General features: G+C 39.3%; 15 protein-coding genes and 4 pseudogenes. 8 read left to right on the top strand and 11 right to left on the bottom strand.

Going from position 1 to position 16,619, the window contains the following annotated elements:
* Positions 1–342, bottom strand: a 342-nt coding sequence (locus tag L655_RS0112725) for a YaiI/YqxD family protein (RefSeq protein ID WP_024605218.1), incomplete at its 3' end; no start/stop codon positions are given.
* A 130-nt stretch (positions 343–472) separates the two neighbouring features.
* Between L655_RS0112725 and L655_RS0112720 the strand changes: the two genes are divergently transcribed.
* A complete protein-coding gene (locus L655_RS0112720; RefSeq protein WP_024605217.1) occupies positions 473–1,003 on the top strand; it encodes a lipocalin family protein in 531 nt (176 codons plus the stop codon).
* Positions 1,004–1,225: 222 nt separating this feature from the next.
* Here the strand turns inward: L655_RS0112720 and L655_RS0112715 are convergent, their stop codons facing one another.
* The 3 genes from L655_RS0112715 to L655_RS0112705 are packed head-to-tail and all read right to left on the bottom strand — an operon-like array spanning position 1,226 to position 3,497.
* The gene (locus L655_RS0112715) at positions 1,226–1,561 is read right to left on the bottom strand and encodes a DUF3325 domain-containing protein (protein WP_010555203.1); all 336 of its coding nucleotides are present in this window, start codon (positions 1,559–1,561) and stop codon (positions 1,226–1,228) included.
* Complete coding sequence (locus L655_RS0112710; protein ID WP_024605216.1) at positions 1,558–3,159, bottom strand: PepSY-associated TM helix domain-containing protein; 1,602 nt, start codon at positions 3,157–3,159, stop codon at positions 1,558–1,560. The genes L655_RS0112715 and L655_RS0112710 overlap by 4 nt, the downstream gene beginning before the upstream one ends.
* Positions 3,156–3,497, bottom strand: a complete 342-nt coding sequence (locus L655_RS0112705; RefSeq protein WP_024605215.1) for a hypothetical protein — start codon at positions 3,495–3,497, stop codon at positions 3,156–3,158. The genes L655_RS0112710 and L655_RS0112705 overlap by 4 nt, the downstream gene beginning before the upstream one ends.
* Before the next feature lie 227 nt (positions 3,498–3,724).
* Here L655_RS0112705 and L655_RS0112700 point away from each other — a divergent pair, with 227 nt between their 5' ends.
* From L655_RS0112700 to L655_RS0112680, 5 genes and pseudogenes are all read left to right on the top strand, one after another.
* Positions 3,725–4,081 (top strand): VOC family protein, encoded by a 357-nt coding sequence (locus tag L655_RS0112700; protein WP_024605214.1) that lies wholly within the window; start codon positions 3,725–3,727, stop codon positions 4,079–4,081.
* A gap of 150 nt (positions 4,082–4,231) precedes the next feature.
* Positions 4,232–4,813, top strand: coding sequence for a uracil-DNA glycosylase family protein (locus L655_RS0112695; protein WP_024605213.1), 582 nt, complete (start codon positions 4,232–4,234; stop codon positions 4,811–4,813).
* Between the two features lie 86 nt (positions 4,814–4,899).
* Positions 4,900–5,184 (top strand): annotated as a pseudogene (locus tag L655_RS0112690) (bile acid:sodium symporter family protein); the annotation flags it as partial.
* A gap of 108 nt (positions 5,185–5,292) precedes the next feature.
* On the top strand, positions 5,293–5,724 hold the full coding sequence (tnpA, locus tag L655_RS0112685; protein ID WP_024605211.1) for an IS200/IS605 family transposase: 432 nt from the start codon (positions 5,293–5,295) through the stop codon (positions 5,722–5,724).
* Positions 5,725–5,797: 73 nt separating this feature from the next.
* A pseudogene (locus L655_RS0112680) lies at positions 5,798–6,394 on the top strand (bile acid:sodium symporter family protein); the annotation flags it as partial.
* Between the two features lie 318 nt (positions 6,395–6,712).
* On the opposite strand, the gene L655_RS0112675 reads toward L655_RS0112680, so the two are convergent.
* Together L655_RS0112675 and dgt are read right to left on the bottom strand one after the other, a co-directional pair.
* Positions 6,713–8,362, bottom strand: coding sequence for a hypothetical protein (locus L655_RS0112675; protein WP_024605209.1), 1,650 nt, complete (start codon positions 8,360–8,362; stop codon positions 6,713–6,715).
* A gap of 72 nt (positions 8,363–8,434) precedes the next feature.
* Positions 8,435–9,897: pseudogene (dgt, locus tag L655_RS01000000125570) on the bottom strand (dGTPase).
* Positions 9,898–10,059: 162 nt separating this feature from the next.
* On the opposite strand from dgt, the gene L655_RS0112665 reads away from it, so the two are divergent.
* On the top strand, positions 10,060–11,280 hold the full coding sequence (locus L655_RS0112665; protein WP_024605208.1) for an ectonucleotide pyrophosphatase/phosphodiesterase: 1,221 nt from the start codon (positions 10,060–10,062) through the stop codon (positions 11,278–11,280).
* Positions 11,281–11,470: 190 nt separating this feature from the next.
* Positions 11,471–12,628 carry a benzoate/H(+) symporter BenE family transporter gene (locus L655_RS0112660; RefSeq protein WP_024605207.1) on the top strand — a complete coding sequence of 386 codons (1,158 nt, stop codon included), beginning with the start codon at positions 11,471–11,473 and terminating at the stop codon, positions 12,626–12,628.
* Between the two features lie 113 nt (positions 12,629–12,741).
* On the opposite strand, the gene L655_RS0112655 is transcribed toward L655_RS0112660, so the two are convergent.
* The 5 genes and pseudogenes from L655_RS0112655 to L655_RS0112635 all read right to left on the bottom strand — a co-directional run.
* A complete protein-coding gene (locus L655_RS0112655; RefSeq protein ID WP_024605206.1) occupies positions 12,742–13,791 on the bottom strand; it encodes a DUF2955 domain-containing protein in 1,050 nt (349 codons plus the stop codon).
* A 10-nt stretch (positions 13,792–13,801) separates the two neighbouring features.
* A complete protein-coding gene (locus tag L655_RS0112650; protein ID WP_002959152.1) occupies positions 13,802–14,866 on the bottom strand; it encodes an HlyD family secretion protein in 1,065 nt (354 codons plus the stop codon).
* A gap of 8 nt (positions 14,867–14,874) precedes the next feature.
* Positions 14,875–15,342: a MarR family transcriptional regulator gene (locus L655_RS0112645; protein WP_002959150.1), complete on the bottom strand. Its 468-nt coding sequence runs from the start codon at positions 15,340–15,342 to the stop codon at positions 14,875–14,877.
* Positions 15,343–15,475: 133 nt separating this feature from the next.
* On the bottom strand, positions 15,476–16,360 hold the full coding sequence (locus tag L655_RS0112640; RefSeq protein WP_002959148.1) for a fused MFS/spermidine synthase: 885 nt from the start codon (positions 16,358–16,360) through the stop codon (positions 15,476–15,478).
* Positions 16,353–16,619 (bottom strand): annotated as a pseudogene (locus L655_RS0112635) (glycosyl transferase); the annotation flags it as partial. The pseudogene L655_RS0112635 and the gene L655_RS0112640, both read right to left, overlap by 8 nt.

Here is a 16,619-nt window from a genome sequence, read left to right as displayed (position 1 = left end):
GGTATCCATAAAGTCGCGCACGTTAAGTATTGAACGGATATTCTCGGTGGTATAAAGCTCGCCACGCGGATTGAGCGCTTGCCCGCCGTTATCAATTACTTCACTTGCTAGCGGAATATCGCCCGTAATAACTAAATCGCCTTTTTCAACACGTTTTACTATTTCGTCGTCGGCTACATCAAATCCCGACGATACTTGAACGCGGCTTATGTATTTTGACGGCGGAATACGCATTGCGTGATTCGCTACTAAAATAGTCTCGATTTTCATACGCTCTGCAGCTCTAAAAAGTATTTCTTTTATAACAACAGGACACGCGTCTGCATCTACCCAAATTTTCATGCTATGGTCATTTTTATTGCTTTAGAATTAATATGATCCTATAGCAAATTTTTTTAATCGGCTAGCAAACTTTATATCCATCTATATTTAGATAATACGTACGATTTATGTAATTAAAAAAGGAGCTTACATGAAGGCTATTAAATACGGTTTACTTATTACAGGGTTATTTTTTCTTAGTGCCTGCACCAGCCCTCCTGAGGGAATAACACCCGTTAAAAACTTTGATATACAAAAATATAAAGGCAAATGGTTTGAAATAGCGCGTCTTAATCACTCATTCGAAGAAGGGATGGAGCAAGTTACCGCGACTTATTCAATTAACGACGACGGCACAGTAAAGGTCCTTAACAAAGGGTATTTAACGGATGATAAAAAATGGGATGACGCCGAAGGCTTAGCCAAGTTTGTTGAGGGCACCGACACAGGGCATTTTAAAGTCTCGTTTTTTGGTCCATTTTATGGCGCTTACGTGATTTTTGAACTTGACCAACCCGATTATCAATATGCATTTATAACCAGTTACAACAAAGATTACTTGTGGTTTTTGTCGCGTACACCAACGGTTAGCAAAGAGCTTAAAGAACATTTTTTAACTAAAGCTAAAGAGTTAGGCTTTGCTACCGATGAAATAATTTGGGTAAACCAAGAGACTATGTAAAGGGGGTTTACAGTTAGTTATATACGTTTTTAAAGTAGTAATAAAAGAGTAATTGAACTGTAAAGTAACTTAAATATATTATGGTTATATTGTGTGTACTTGCCGTGAGACAGCAAGTATTGGAAACACTGAATATCCCCTATTGTTGGCAAGCTATATAGCTTGCCATTTTTTTTGCCTAATCTATGAGAAAGTAACGGATCACGTTTTTACTAACTAAGGCTAGTTTAATGCTAAAAACAACCCACTTAGTACAACTAACACGCTATTTAAAACACTAAACCACTTCACGTAGCCTACTAAAAAATTATAAAAAACCATTATAATTAAGATACTTAGGCTCATAAAACCGCAAAATAGTAATGTACCATACCCACCTTGAGTAACTATACAAAGCACCAAGCTTAGTAAAATACTGATCCAAGCAGCTAATAGCAGCTTTTTACGTTGGGATTCTGTAGGGCGTTTTTTAAATACATCTTTAAAATGATTATACTTAGCCAGCGCAAAACAGTTAAAACTGAGCAGGCATAGGCTAAACCCAAGTAAATCAATCATGGTTTTTGCCTTTTAAGGTTATTAGATTGACTAGGGCTGATTATTTTTGAGTTGTTTTTAGCAGTACGTAATTTTTCGGTTTGCATAAAAAACAATATACTAAATAACAAAAACAGTGCATCAAAAGTAAATAAAGCCCACTGTTTGTGCATCAAATAGCTAATTAGATTACCGTTAGTTGTAAGTGCATTAATAACCGGTACGCTTAAACATGCAACAGCATTTATAGCTGCCATAACTCGCCATTGCAGTGTGTCGCGCTTTATAAGTGCTAAAAGAGCAACCGCTAGCCATGTTAAAAAGAACGCGAGTATTTCTTTATCGGCGCGCTCTGCGGTAGTTGGGCTAAGTAGTCTGTTAGCAATAAAAAATGCACACGTTGCCAGTGGAAGTCCCATTATAGTGGCTAGGTTTAACCCCTCAACTAGTTTTAAACCAAACGAAGGTTTAACGTTATTTTTAGTTCGCTCGCGAATTCGCTTAGCCCACATAATACAGCCAGAGCCAATCATTACACAGCCTGCAATACCGCCTAATACGTATAACCAACGCAGTAACCACGTAGCTAAACGCCCTGTATGCATTGAATTAAGTGATTCGTAAAGCGCTTTGCTGCTAGTTAGCTCGTCATCAGTTTTAGCGACCATTTGCCCTGTAGCACCACTAAATATTAAGCGTGGTGCTTGGTCACGCAGTGTTTTACCTGCGCTTACCAATACGGTAATTGTTGAAGCTGCCATATTTGGTTGGTTAACTTGTACGCGAGTAATATCTGCATGAGGCCACTTAGTATAAACCTGATCCAAAATGCTTTGAATCGGCACCATTGACGATTCGCCTTGGGCTTTATCGGTCATGGTGTTGCGAGGGGTTACATCGTTAAAAAAGCCACGCATGCCGTTATCGTAAGACGTTTGCGCAGGGTAGGGAAACAACATAAATATAAGTGTAATTATACCCGTGTAAGTAATCATTAAATGAAAAGGAAGGGCAAGCACAGAGCTTAAGTTATGGGCATCTAACCATGTACGGCTACCTTTGTTACGCCTAAAGCTAAACATATCTTTAAAAATACGCTTATGAATAACCACCCCCGATATAATGGCAATCAGCATAAAAAAGCTAGCAAAGCACACAATCCAGCGTGCGGTTATTGCATCCATGTAATGTAAATCATAGTGCAGCCGATAAAAAAAGTTACCGCCTTTAGTATCTACAAAGGGCTCAAGCTCTTGCATGGTATTAGGGTTTAGCTGTGTGTTTTCAAACCGGCTGCGGCGCTGACCTGGCTCTTTTGGTTTTGCATAACCATAAATTAAATAAGGAATGCGTGGCTCGGGTAATGTAATACGCCAGCTTGATGAGTGAGCTCCATGGTTAGCTAAGTAATCAAATCCGGTAATTATTTGTTGTTTTTGCGCTTCTATACGCTGTGTTTGGGCTTGCACATTATGAATGGCTGGTTGATTCCACAACGTTATTTCGTCTCTAAAAAAGCTAAGAGTCCCTGCAAAAAATATTAAATATAATAACCAACAAACGAGTAACCCTACCCAAGTGTGCAACCAAGTCATCGATCTGAAAAAGCTGTCTTTCATACCGAACCCTTCAGTAATGCAAGCAATCCAATGAACGCTCCTGTACTTAGTAAAATACTGATCCATGCTGTTTTTAATGATTTAACGCTAAAAGCATAAATAAATACAACGGCATAAATTAAAATGCTGATTGAAACACTAAACAGCACAGCGTCTTGTTTAGCTATTGGCAATACAAAACTTAATAACGCAGTGCTTGCAGAGGTAAAAGCATAGCCACCAATTATGGCAATAAAAAAACGTAAAAATACCAAAACTCGATAACTGCTTACGCTTTTTACTATAAGCGCAATCACGTTAACCTTATCGAATGGCGCACTGTGCAAAGGTGCCTGCATAGTTAATTAATCCCTTTATTTAAAGCTGAGGATAAAACAAAGGCGCTATTATATATGTTACAAATACAAAAGATAGTTATTCTCATTTGTGATATTTAATTTTTAAGTAAGTTATGCTTACTTAATTACTTAGTAAAATACTGATCTGATATTGTTTAATGATATTGCACTGGCTCTATGTAAAGCTTAAGGTTAATAAACTGAGTAAAAATAAAGAGTGAATAACGATGAGCGATCACGAAAAACTAAACTACGTTGAGTTTCCTGCATGCGACTTATCCGCAACTAAGGCCTTTTTTAGTCGTGTATTTAATTGGCAGTTTACTGACTACGGCCCAGAATACATGGCGTTTAGTGGCCAAGGGCTCGATGGTGGCTTTTTTAATGCGCCGCTTAAATCGCTAACTCAAAATGGTGCTGCGTTATTGGTTTTTTATAGTAACGACATTCACGCTACGTATAAAAAAGTACAACTCCATGGTGGCACAATATTAAAACCTATTTTTGAATTTCCGGGTGGTTGCCGGTTTCATTTTGCAGAGCCGAGCGGCAATGAATTTGCTGTATGGGCAGAGCAACACTAGGTTTTACAAGGCTTGTAGCGCGAATGAGCTTAAAGATCACGATTTTACTAACTAACGCTCGTTTTAATTAAAATAAACCGATTTTTTACCAACTCATTTATCCTAAATGGCCATTTAGGATAAATATTAAGCATTTAAGGCCAAATAAGCATGAATAGTCACCAATTAATAGAGCAAGTTAGTAAATGCGTGATCTGTGAACCTCATTTACCTTTAGGGGCTCGCCCTGTTATACAATTTAACCAAAACGCACGTATTTTAATTGCAGGGCAAGCACCTGGAATCAAAGTTCACGAAACAGGTGTGCCGTTTAACGATGCAAGCGGAAACCGCCTGCGAGAATGGCTTGGGCTAACACGTGATGAATTTTACGACGCTAATAATATAGCCATTTTACCTATGGGCTTTTGCTACCCGGGTAGGGGGAAGTCGGGTGATTTACCACCGAGAAAAGAATGTGCGCCTGCATGGCGCGAGCAATTATTGGCTGCACTACCAAATATTGAGCTGACAATAGTGCTTGGTAAATACGCGCAGGCGTATCATTTACCAGAGGCTAAAAAAATGCCACTTACGGAGTTAGTAAAATCGTGGCGTGAGTATTGGCCAAATTATTTAGTGCTTCCACATCCGAGTCCGCGTAATAATATATGGCTTAAAAAGAACCCATGGTTTGAACAAGATGTACTTCCAGAACTAGATAAGCACGTGGCTGCTATTTTAAATAAGTAATACTTCTAGTTATTGTAAAGGGGCGTTACAGTTAACTTAAAAATTAACACTCTAATTAAAAACAATAACAAACGAGGCTGTCTAATTTGAATGCATCTATATTAACCGAGGTAATACTTCCGCTCGCTCTTGCACTTATTATGTTTGGTATGGGTCTTGGGCTCACAACAACCGATTTTACTCGTTTATTTAAAAGCCCGCTTGGCATTGTCATTGGTTTAATAGGCCAACTTGTAGCAATGCCTTTATTAGCATTAGGGCTGTGTTATTTACTAAACCTACCAACGCCTATCGCTATTGGTTTAATGATATTAGCTGCTTGCCCCGGCGGTACTATGTCAAATGTAGTAAGCCAGCTTGCTAAAGCTAATTAAACATTGATAAACCCCCAGCTCAGCTGGGGTGACTCGCATAGGTTTGACCGTGACAACGGTAGGGGTATCTTCTTTGCTCGACCAAAAGTAAAGAGGAAATAACCTATGCGAGACTATAAGAGTTTGTCTCATACTCGTTGGGATTGTAAATACCATATTGTATTTATTCCCAAAAAGAGACAAAAGTTGATTTACGGAGCGATTAGGAAGCACTTAGGTGAGACGTTTCATGAATTAGCTAAAAGAAAAGGGGTAATAATCGAAGAAGGGCATTTAATGAAAGATCACGTTCATATGTGTTTGAGTATACCTCCAAAATTTGCAGTTTCTAATGTTGTCGGTTATTTGAAAGGAAAAAGCGCAATTTCGATAGCAAAAAACTTCCGAGGGCGACAACGAAATTTCAATGGGGAAAACTTTTGGGCTCGAGGTTATTTTGTATCGACAGTTGGTTTAGATGAAAATATGGTTATAGATTATATTCGAAACCAAGAAAAGGATGATGAACACCGAGATCAATTAAAGTTTCAAGTGTAGTACGCCTTGGGCGTTTTCTTTAGCCCTTTGAGGGCGTAATCAAATAAGCCTCCGGCTTTGCCGGAGGTCAGTTAACTTAGCGCTTTCGGTAAGTTTAACAGCTGCCTCTACCGCAATTAGTATAATAACCACACCGTTTATTATTGGCTTTGCTATGAGTCAGTTTGCCCCAGCAGACGATGCTACTTTCTCTATTTTAACTACTTCATTAGGGCTATTTTTTATTACCTTAGTGCCAGTTGCTATAGGCATTTGGTTACGTCACTTTAAAAGTGATTTTGCCATTAAAGCAGAGCCGTTTTTTAGACGCTTCTCGTTGTTTTTTATGCTTATGATGATTGCCGCACTAGTAATAAAAGAGCGCGATTTATTAGTTAGCTCATTTAACAACGTATTTTGGGCGTGCATAGCGCTTAATATTGGTTCAATGGTTGTTGGTTGGTTAATTGCTAAGTGTTCAAAATTAAATTTAACTGATTCGCTGACGCTTTCAATTGAGGTTGGAATTCAAAATGCATCGTTAGCTATTTTAATCGCTATTAGCTTTTTAAATAAACCAGAATACGCAGTTACCGGTGGCGTGTATGGCCTTGCCATGTTTATAGGACCACTGCTATTAATTGGCGGGTTAAAGCTTAAAAATAAACGTACCGCTAGGGCTGTTAACTAGGACTTTTAATTAGGGCATGTTGACCAAGTTACTTTAATTTATGGCTGCGGATAACGTAGCCTTAAACTCAAGTCTAAAAATACCACCAGTTAAATGTATGCTCTGCACTCATCGCGCCAACAAGTTGTAAGCTTATAAAACACTCTCAAGCTTGAATATTGCCCCAGGCGCTGAACTTGCTCGCGCAAGGAGCGAAGCTCCTAATTACTAAAGCGCATTTTAGGATGGGATAAGAGTGTAAGTAATACGGTAAAAAAGCAGTTAATTATTTAGTTACTAAAACAGCGCCTCAAATATGAGGCGCTATTTTAAAACTTACTATTTGGTTTGCATGTTTTTAGCGCGTTCTTCTGCATCTATTAATGCTTGCGATTTAGGCGCGCGTTTTTTCTCTTCTATTTTGGGCTTTTCAGCCGAGTCAGGATCCCAGCTTGAGTCTAACGATAAGTTAGCAAATGGATTGTTACTGTCTGCTTTTTTAGGCTCAATTACTGGCTCATCAACTAGCGGTGTTGTTTGTGCTTGCTCAGGTATCGCGTCTTCTTTTTTAGGCATCGGCTTTTCACCAGGTAATGGTGCATCTGGGTTAAATGTACGCACTTCTGGTTCTTTAAAGTCTTGCTCTGTTGTATATGTAGTCGATTGAGCGTCAGCTATTTGCTCTGGTGCGTGTAAATCTACAACAGGCTCACTCGCTGTTACTGGCTCAGGAGTACTAATAACCGGCTCTACAGTGTTATGTTCGGCTTCTATTGGCGCAGGTTCCATTACTTGCGCTGTATGGTGCTTACGTTGTTTTTTTACAGGCTTTGCATCTGGATCAAAGTCGCGTACTTCTGGCTCATTAAAGCTGCTGGCATTTTTAATACGCTCTAAGGTTGTTTTGGCGGCGGCTTCAAATTCGGCTGTATTAGGCTCTGGTTTTTGTTTTACTTCGTTAAATGTAGCGGTACTTGTTTGCTCTAAAGTATCTGCTGGCTCTATTTGTGCAGGCTCAATTTCTCTTGTTTGCGATGGTATAACTACGTTGTTTTGCTCATCTGAAATTTGCGGTGGTGTATGTTCAATATCAGCATTTTGTGCAGTGTTCGTAGGCTCTAAAGGCTCTTCATTTGCCTCTACGCTGCTCTCAACTGGTTTATTATCTTGAGTTACTTCGTTGATGACAACAGGCTCAATCTCTGGCTCTTTTGTTGTTTTAGTTTCAGGTTTCACTGGCGTAGCAATTTTTTCTGATTCAACTTCAGGTGGAGCCGCCATAGTAGGTTCTGCCATCGCTTTACTTTGTTTTGCACGGCGCAGGCGCACGACGACCATAGCGCCAATAAGTACCACTATAACAAGTATTAAAGTGGGTAAAAGTAACGAGCTTGGGCTTTGTGCTACAGGTTGCGGCGCAATTACAGGCGCTGGTTTAGTTAACACAGGTGCTGATTTTAAAGGTACAGGCTTTTCAGACGCAGGTTGAACGCTTTGCTCTGGCGTCGCCGGTTTTACTTGCTCTATCACAGTTTCGTTTTTTTGCTCTGTAACTACTTGCTCGGGTGCTGCTTTTTTTTGCTCTGCATCAATTGCTATTTCGTTACTGTTGGTATTTAGCTGATCGTTTATTTGTTGTTTTTGATCATTAGTTAAATTAAGTGTTTGCTCGTTGATGCTTTCTTTAACAGCTTCTTCAGTGGGTTTAATTACAGGGGCAGGTTCAACAATTTTAGGTTGTGGCTGAGTAATAATAGTCGGCTCAGGCTCTATTATTTGGGGCTTAGGTTGTGCTTGAATTTCTTTTGGCTTATTACAGTTATTTTTGTAATCACGCGCAGCTTTACGATATTTTTGACTCGCTTTATTATTACTATTTTGCTGCATTTCTTGTTTAATTAAAATGCACATAGCTTGGTTGTATGCAGCACTTTGCGCACTATAAAATAAGGCAAAGCAAAGGGTAAATCTAATTAGTTTTGATATCATGAAGTTATGCGCGCTTAAATATTAATAGTTTGATTTTAAGCGCAAAATTAAAAATTATCCAGAGTAATACAACTAATCAATAACCATAAGGCTGCGATATTCATCGTAAGCAAATTGGTCGGTCATACCGCTTATATAATCTTGGATTAATCTACAACGATAATAAAACTCGTATGCCGCAAAGTGATCGGGCTCTTCTTGCATCGCATCTATTGCGTGTTGGTAACTATTTAAGTGCTTTTTAGAGAGCTTTTTAACAAGTCGCGACTCTATTAATAAACGTGAATCGCCATTTAGTGCACGCTTAAAGTCATCCTTGTTTAGTAGCAGTAATGGTTTATAGCAATCGAGCAAACCATTAATTATGCGATACCCTTGTAGCTCTAATTTTTCGACTTCTTTGTTTGAAAATACATGCTCAAGCGCTACCTGCTTTAGTGTTTTAGTTACTGCATGTAGATGGCTTCTATCTTCTAAAAGCGCTTGGTTAAAATCGCCATGATAAATAGGTTCTATGTTCTCAATAAAGCGTTTTGCAGCATGTCCAACTAGCGGATGTAAAAGTGCTACGCGCAGGTATATAAAAAATTCGCTGTTAAAGTTATACGGTTGTGCTTTGGCGCGCTCATGTGCGTAGTCAACTGCTTTATCTACAAAAGTTTGGTGCTCTGTGTCGTCTATTGTTAGGTTTATGAGTGCTTTTTTATAATGACTTTTAAGCTGTGTACATAAGAATTCGGTGCTTATGATCCCTTTTTCAACAGCATCCTCTATATCGGCTANTACGAAATGTCGTCGGCGGCTTCCATTATATAACTTGCTGGATGGCGGCAATATTGCTCAATAGTGAGCTCTTTTTGTAGCGCTTCAACAAAGTTTTTTTCGCTGTAGTAGTAACCCACTTTCTTCATTAAGTAGTTTTTATTTTGCGGTATATCTTTTGTATCAAGACCTGCAGGTCGAGTGTATTTTAAAATACCAGCACTTTGGCTGTAAGTTAAATTAAGCGTTTGCAACGAATGAATTATACGTATGCCTTGAGCGTTGCCTTCAAAGTTACAAATATCAAGCGCAAGGTGTTTAAAAACAACACCTATACCGGTATTGGGCTCTTTGCAGCGCTCGGGTGTTACGCTTGCTAGGTTGTTATTAAACCAGTGGTTTATTGCAGCTTCGCCAAAATGTCCAAACGGTGGGTTGCCTATATCGTGCATTAGGCAGGCCATTTCTACTAAGCTTTCCAGGGGGCGTTCTAAGTCGGTTAAGCCGTAATCTTTTTGTTGTTGGTAGCTTAAATTTGCAAAAATACGTTGCACTATAAAACGACCAACCTGTTGTACCTCAAGCGAGTGAGTTAAGCGCGAACGAACAGCTGCGTTGCGTTCAAGCGGAAACACTTGGGTTTTTTGCTGAAGCCTGCGAATAGCGGCACTGTTAATAATCCGGCCACGGTCGCTTTCTAGCGCCATTTGTAAGTTAGAGGTTGTGCGATACATTCGTGCTGGCGTTATTTTTTTACTAAAATCTATGGTCATCTTTATACTTATCCTTTTTACAATTGATGACTGGCATAGTTTTTAGCACATAGTCATTTGTCTTTAATATACAGGGTTTAATCTATCAGTTTGTATCATAAAGTAACAACTTGCTTTAAAATAATTTTTTGAGTAATTGTTGTGCATTTATAGGTGTTTATAATGAAACAGTGGATTTTAAAGGCAGTATCAATTTGCCTAATGTTAGGAATGAACAGCGCATTTGCTGCAAAAGAGCAAACTGTGGTGCTTGTATCAATTGATGGCCTGCGTTGGGATTATATTGAAAAACACGGTGCGCCAAATTTAAAAGCAATGGCCGAGCGCGGTGTTCGCGCACAAAAACTAATACCTGTTTATCCAACTAAAACGTTTCCTAACCATATTTCTATTATTACGGGCTTACTGCCAGTCAACCATGGCATTGTTGATAATAGCTTTTGTGATAAAGCGCGTAAAAACGACTGTTACAGCATGGGCAAAGCATTGGGCGATAGCACTTGGGTGAAGGGGATTCCGCTTTGGAATTTAGCAAAAATGCAGGGACTTAAATCGGCTACTTATTTTTGGCCTGAGTCAGATGCGTTATTTAACGGCATGACACCAGATTACTTTTATCACTATTCTAAATACAGCGATTACCAAAGCCGTGTTGATCAAATTATTCAGTGGTTAAGTTTACCAAAAGCACAGCGCCCACGTTTTATTGCGAGTTACTTTTCGCTAGTTGATAGCATGGGTCATGAATTTGGACCAGACGCACCAAAAACGCGTGATGCAGTTAAACAGCTTGATGAATTAATGGGGCAATTACAAACTCGCTTAAGTAAATTAGAGCAAGAGGTAAACTTAGTTATTGTCTCGGATCATGGTATGGCGAGTATAGATCCAGATAAAAGTATTGATGTAACCACACTACCTAAAGATGAAAACTTTTTAGTTAAAAACACCGGTCCACGTTTACTCATATACACTCAACCCGATGCAATAAATGCTGATATAGCCGGCTATAAAGCTCGTTTACAAAAAGCAGCAAACGGTCGTTATACAGTATTAACTGACGAGCAGTTAGCAGCGTACCATTACAATAAAGGCACTCGTGTAGGTGATATTGTGGTGCAAACTACAGCGCCAGCGGTATTTACCAATGGTAAAAAACCAACCTATTTAGGGACTCACGGTTATGCATATACCGAGGATATGGCAGCATCATTTATTGCTGTAGGCCCTGCATTTAAACAAGGTGTAAGCCTTAAAGAAGTGAGTAACCTTGATATTTACCCAGTACTTGCAAAAGTGATGGGGCTTAAATTGTTAAATAAAGTAGATGGCAATGGTAAAACATTAATGCCAGCAATTAAGCAAAAAGTGGTTGTGCATTAGCTTAATTTATAAGAGCGCGTAAGCGCTCTGCAGGGAAGAACATGTTAATGGTTAAAAGTGACTTTTTGACGTTAATTACAATGAAAAATAAAAAGTGAATTTATTTCACCTTTTGTAAACCAATCGCTAATTGCAATGTAATTATTGGGCACGTATGTTGTGTGCTGCATAAATGCATTACGAGGAATTTATGAAGGTGTCTGATCAGTTGCTTAACCGAATTACAGCAGGACTTGTGGCGGTAATTATTGGTTTTTCGAGTTCTATTGCATTAATTTATCAGGTAGTAATAACCCTTGGTGGTACGCCCGATTTAGTAGCTAGTTGGATTTTAATGCTCGGTTTAGTGATGGGCACAACGTCAATTGGTTTATCGTACTATTACAAAGTACCTGTTTTAATTGCGTGGTCTACCACGGGAGCTGCATTACTTATTTCAAGTGCCCAAGGGTATAACTTAAATGAGGCTATTGGCGCGTTTATGCTCAGTGCATTGCTCGTGTTTTTGTCGGGGGTTACGGGCTGGTTTGAAAAAATAATGAACCGTATTCCAAGTGAGCTTGCATGCGCCATGTTGGCCGGCGTGCTTGTTACCTTTGGTATCGATGTGTTTAATTTTATGAACGACATGCCTTTAGTAATTGGCTTAATGGTTGTTATGTACTTTATTGGTAAACGCTTTTTTGCCCGCTTTGCTATGTTAAGCGTGCTTATTATAGGTGTATTACTCGCTTGGCAAATGGGTCATATTGATACCAGCGCACTGCACTGGAAAATGAGCGAATTTGCTTATATTGAACCCGCTTTCCACTTGCAAGCATGTATTAGTATAGGTTTACCACTTTATATAGTTACCATGACTTCGCAAAATTTACCGGGTATTGCGGTTTTAAAAGCACATAAATATAAAGCGCCTATATCTGCATCTCTTAATGTTACTGGCTTTGTAAATATGCTTAGCGCTCCTTTTGGAGCCTACTCTATTAATTTAGCCGCTATTACCGCAGCTATTTGTATGAGTGATGAGGCGGATAAAAATCATGATAAACGTTATTGGGCGAGTATAGCGGCTGGCGTATTTTATATTTTAATGGCGCTGTGCGCAGCTACATTAGTTGGCTTGGTGGCAAGTTTACCGCAGGCTCTTATTTTAGCTTTGGCGGGCATTGCGCTATTTGGCACCATTGCTAATAGTTTGCAGCAAGCCCTTAGTCGTACTGAATATACTGAGGCCGCAATAGTCACTTTTTTAGTAACTGCATCTAACTTAACATTACTTTCAGTGGGGTCGGCTTTTTGGGGGATTATAGCGGGTGTGCTAACGCTTATTATCACCAGGAAAGACTAAAAACTGTGAATATCTAAAGCGAAAATACTGCTCATATAGATGATTAAAATAGTTTAACCACGCTTATTAAAAAGGCTGCAATTGCAGCCTTTAGTTTTACAAACAGGGTTTACCTAATCATAAGTATGATGGCGAGTTACGCTAAACCGATTAAGTATATGATGGATAACATACACAACACATAAGCTTGAGATTATAGCCACAGATACCGAACTAAACCGGTACATTGCACTATAAACAAGATCTTGGCCTGGCCCGAGTGAATTTCCAAACAAAATACCAAATGTAGTCAACACACCAAAACCAATGCCAGGTATGCCTCCGCCTAAAATATGAAAGCGCGCAAAAACAAATGAAAGTATCCACAAAATAGCCATCGGAAAAAGTAAAAAATCAGAGTGACTATACAAAAATAGTTGCGATAGTAACGCTGCATTACAGCCTATAAGCGTTCCAATTGCTCGCTGCCAACCGGCCATACCTGCGGCTTTCCAGCACAACGAAAATAAAATAAGCACAGAAGCTGCCTGCGCAGATATTGAGTCTTGTAAATCAAGAACCTGAAAAACAACAAAAGAGAGCGTAGCCACGGTTGAGCATAACAATACCTCATGGCGAATACTTTCTTTTGCTTTAGCTGGCATTACTCGCCCGGGCCTTGCGGTTACATCAGGAAATAGGCCATGCATTAATGCTCCAATAATAACGGTTAAAAATATAGCCAAACCATTAGTTAAGATTAATGGATAAATACTGCTTCCTTGATCAACATAGCTGGAAAAATGTAGCTGAATAGAAAGACTGATCACGCCTAAAGCGCCAAATAAAAAGGCACTACCGCTACTCATTTTATGAAATAAAAAGCAGAAAACACCAAACACTAACAATGTCATAACGACTGGCAAGTGAGAAAACAATCCCTGCATTATCAGCACTATAAGTGCGCTAAATGCAGCAGATGCTATAAATTGATTTATAAGCCCACGACTTAACGTAGGTACCATGCCCAATATCAACATAGGATAAACGGTAAAAAATATACCATTGGGCCAGTTCATTAATTTACTAATGGTAAAGCCAAGGGTACACCCACCTGCAATGCGCAGTGCTTGGCGAAGGCCATTGGAGTCTAATTGTGGGCCTTGGCTAACAATTTGAGTCATAAAGCCTCCATTAATAAATGTAGTGTAACCAGCTAATAAACCTGATTTGTGCAGAGCCAAACCATTGCCCAATTGTTGATTCTGGTAATAATTGTACTGTTGCACGTGAGCCACTAGGCATGTTTGCTATTAAGTCTTGATGATTTATCAGCTTTAAGTGAATGCGTTGACGCTGTGCATCACGAACCCAGCGATTACTGGTTTCTGTTGTACTTAGTAAACCATTAGCACTAAGTTGACCACTGCTAACGCCTGCTTCAAATGTTTCAAGTATTGCGTCGTAAACTTCACCTGGACGGCTATCAAATACTACGCGCGCTTGTGTGCCTTGCTTCATATTTGAGAGTGACTTTTCTCTAAAGTCGGCAACTAAATCTGCCTTTTTAGCGACAATAGCTAATAACGGGCTGCCTGCAACTGCGTATGCGCCGTTTAATAATTGTAAGTTAGCAACTACGCCGTCACTTAATGCGCGCACTTTTGTGTAGGATAAATTTAGCTCAGCTTGCGCTAACTGGTTTGCAGCGTGGCGCATGGCTAAGTTTTTGTTACCTGAGTCACCTCTGGCTAAAACCGCTTCAGCTAACTGCGCTTCAAGGGCTGCAACATTTGCTTTACTCGCTTCAAAATTAGCACGAATGCTTTCAAGTTCTTGCTCCGATATAGACTTTTGCTTATAAAGCTTTTCGCCTCTGCTTTTTAATAGTTTTTGCTCATGCTGTTTAGCGTTTGCAGCACTTATTTGTGCCTCAAGCGCTTTAACATTGGTATCAAGGCGTTTATTTTGTAATTTGGCATCATCAAGGGCGAGTTGAGCTTGTTCTTTAGCTAAATTATATGGGCCTTCATCGATACTAAATAATATATCGCCTGCTTTAACTGATTGGTTATTACTAACTTGCACACTAGTGACTCGGCCACTAATTTGCGGTGATATTTGCACAACAGGGTGATAAACACGTGCTTGTGGTGTCACAGGCAAAACCATATCGGCCACTAAATAGTAAATAAATACTAAGATAAATCCTATGAGAGAAAACCTTACATAGCGTGCAAACTTTTGATCCGGTGTCATTTTTAGCCTTACTTATTAACTTGAATACATTTAAGGGCGTTTTGCTCCATTTTGATCAAACCAAATGCAATCGCATCTAGTTGCTCAACAGATAAACCGCTGTATAACTGATTTTTTATATCGGAAATAGTCTCTTGCAATGAATGTAAAATGGCATCACTTTGCTCAGTAAAATAGAGTCTTTTACTGCGCTTATCATGTTTGTCTACACGGCGAACAATTAACGATTGCTCCTCTAATTGCTTAAGTGTACGAGTCAGTGAGGGCATTTCTATCCCTAAGCTATTAGCAAGTTCAAGTTGTGTTAGTCCCTCACCACGCATACTAATATGCATTAGTGCAGTCCAGCGCGATTGAGTAAGTCCTAAAGGCTCAACCGCAATGGTTACCGCTTCGCGGCATAAGCGATGAACTCGGCCCATATTACCGATAACAGTTAAATCGAGTGTTTCGTGAAAAGGTTTGTGTGTAGGCATAGCCATCCCAACATAGTTAGCAAGCTAACTATTTTATCATTACTTAGCTTGCTAAGTAAATATGTGTAAGTGCGGGAAGTGGCAAAATATTTGCTAAACCTCACTTGTAAAAATGGTGAGGTTTAGCAGGAGTTTAAAAGTTAAGTAAATTAGCTGGGGAGTATTGATCGGTAAGTACTTTTGTATCTGCGGGCCAATCTTGGTCGTTTTTAGTAAATTGCATAAATTGGCTAATCGCTTTTATGTCTATACCGTATTTTACTAATTTAGGGGCGAGAGCATTTACACGCGTGTTAATTTGCGCTTCGCTCGGCATTGATTTAAGTCCCGCTAAAATAATACGATTACTACGATTTTCGCGACTTACATTTATAAAGTCGCCAAATACAGCGTGGTAAGTTGCCGACTCATGTTCATAAAGTTTACTACTTGAAAACGTATTTGCAGCTATAACACCGCCTTCGGCTAATACGCTTTGTACTTCTTCAAAAAACTCTTTAGTAAGCAAATGCTCCGGAATATAGTCGCCGTTAAATGCATCCAAAATAATCCAATCATACTTTTGCTTTTTAATAGCGGCACGTTTTATAAAAATACGGCCATCTTGCACGCTTGATGTCACTAAATCGTTTTCTATAAAGTTAAAGTAATCGCGTGCAACTTTAGTTACTGCGGGATCTATTTCAACATTATGAATTTTTGCAGTGGGGTATAGCTCATGAATAACATTAGAAAGCGTACCGCCACCTAGCCCTATAATAAGTACATTTTTAGGGTTATCGGCTACTAAAAGGCTCGCAAAAGTCAATTTTGTGTAATTAAAAACAAGTTTGTCGGGATTGTTTTTATACATACAGCTTTGGCTTGTTTGGCTACTTTTAGTATTAAATTTAAGGCAACGTAAGTCGCTCGTTTCTTCAACAATAATATTGCGATAAAGCGAGCGCTCTTCGTGGATAACTTTACTGCACGCAAAACCCGAAAATGCAATTAACGGCAGTAGTAAATATTTAAGCATGAGCAAGCTCCTTATTATTAGCCAAGGTATTAATTACAATCGCGACTAAACCCAGTGACCCAAGCGTTAGTGCAAAGGCGCTAATAATAGTATTTACGTCAAACGCGAGTACAAAGTAAAACGAGGTAATTATAGTACCCAGAGCACTGCCAAGCGTACTTACAAAGTATAAACGCCCAGCCACTTGGCCGCTTTTATCGCTATCGGTTACCAGTAAGCGCACAGAGTAGGGCGAGATCATGCCTAAAATAACGGTAGG

The organism is Pseudoalteromonas sp. TAE79 (assembly GCF_000498015.1).
Classification (GTDB): domain Bacteria; phylum Pseudomonadota; class Gammaproteobacteria; order Enterobacterales; family Alteromonadaceae; genus Pseudoalteromonas.
This window is presented reverse-complemented; position numbering and strand designations above follow the sequence as displayed.

Bases quoted from the DNA above. Each gene is read 5' to 3' on its own strand.
- L655_RS0112660 (WP_024605207.1), top strand. From the start codon at position 11,471: ATGAAGGTGTCTGATCAGTTGCTTAACCGAATTACAGCAGGACTTGTG.
- L655_RS0112705 (WP_024605215.1), bottom strand. From the start codon at position 3,497: ATGCAGGCACCTTTGCACAGTGCGCCATTCGATAAGGTTAACGTGATT.
- L655_RS0112700 (WP_024605214.1), top strand. From the start codon at position 3,725: ATGAGCGATCACGAAAAACTAAACTACGTTGAGTTTCCTGCATGCGAC.
- L655_RS0112695 (WP_024605213.1), top strand. From the start codon at position 4,232: ATGAATAGTCACCAATTAATAGAGCAAGTTAGTAAATGCGTGATCTGT.
- tnpA (WP_024605211.1), top strand. From the start codon at position 5,293: ATGCGAGACTATAAGAGTTTGTCTCATACTCGTTGGGATTGTAAATAC.
- L655_RS0112720 (WP_024605217.1), top strand. From the start codon at position 473: ATGAAGGCTATTAAATACGGTTTACTTATTACAGGGTTATTTTTTCTT.
- L655_RS0112640 (WP_002959148.1), bottom strand. From the start codon at position 16,360: ATGCTTAAATATTTACTACTGCCGTTAATTGCATTTTCGGGTTTTGCG.
- L655_RS0112655 (WP_024605206.1), bottom strand. From the start codon at position 13,791: ATGACTCAAATTGTTAGCCAAGGCCCACAATTAGACTCCAATGGCCTT.
- L655_RS0112645 (WP_002959150.1), bottom strand. From the start codon at position 15,342: ATGCCTACACACAAACCTTTTCACGAAACACTCGATTTAACTGTTATC.
- L655_RS0112715 (WP_010555203.1), bottom strand. From the start codon at position 1,561: ATGATTGATTTACTTGGGTTTAGCCTATGCCTGCTCAGTTTTAACTGT.
- L655_RS0112675 (WP_024605209.1), bottom strand. From the start codon at position 8,362: ATGATATCAAAACTAATTAGATTTACCCTTTGCTTTGCCTTATTTTAT.
- L655_RS0112650 (WP_002959152.1), bottom strand. From the start codon at position 14,866: ATGACACCGGATCAAAAGTTTGCACGCTATGTAAGGTTTTCTCTCATA.
- L655_RS0112710 (WP_024605216.1), bottom strand. From the start codon at position 3,159: ATGAAAGACAGCTTTTTCAGATCGATGACTTGGTTGCACACTTGGGTA.
- L655_RS0112665 (WP_024605208.1), top strand. From the start codon at position 10,060: ATGAAACAGTGGATTTTAAAGGCAGTATCAATTTGCCTAATGTTAGGA.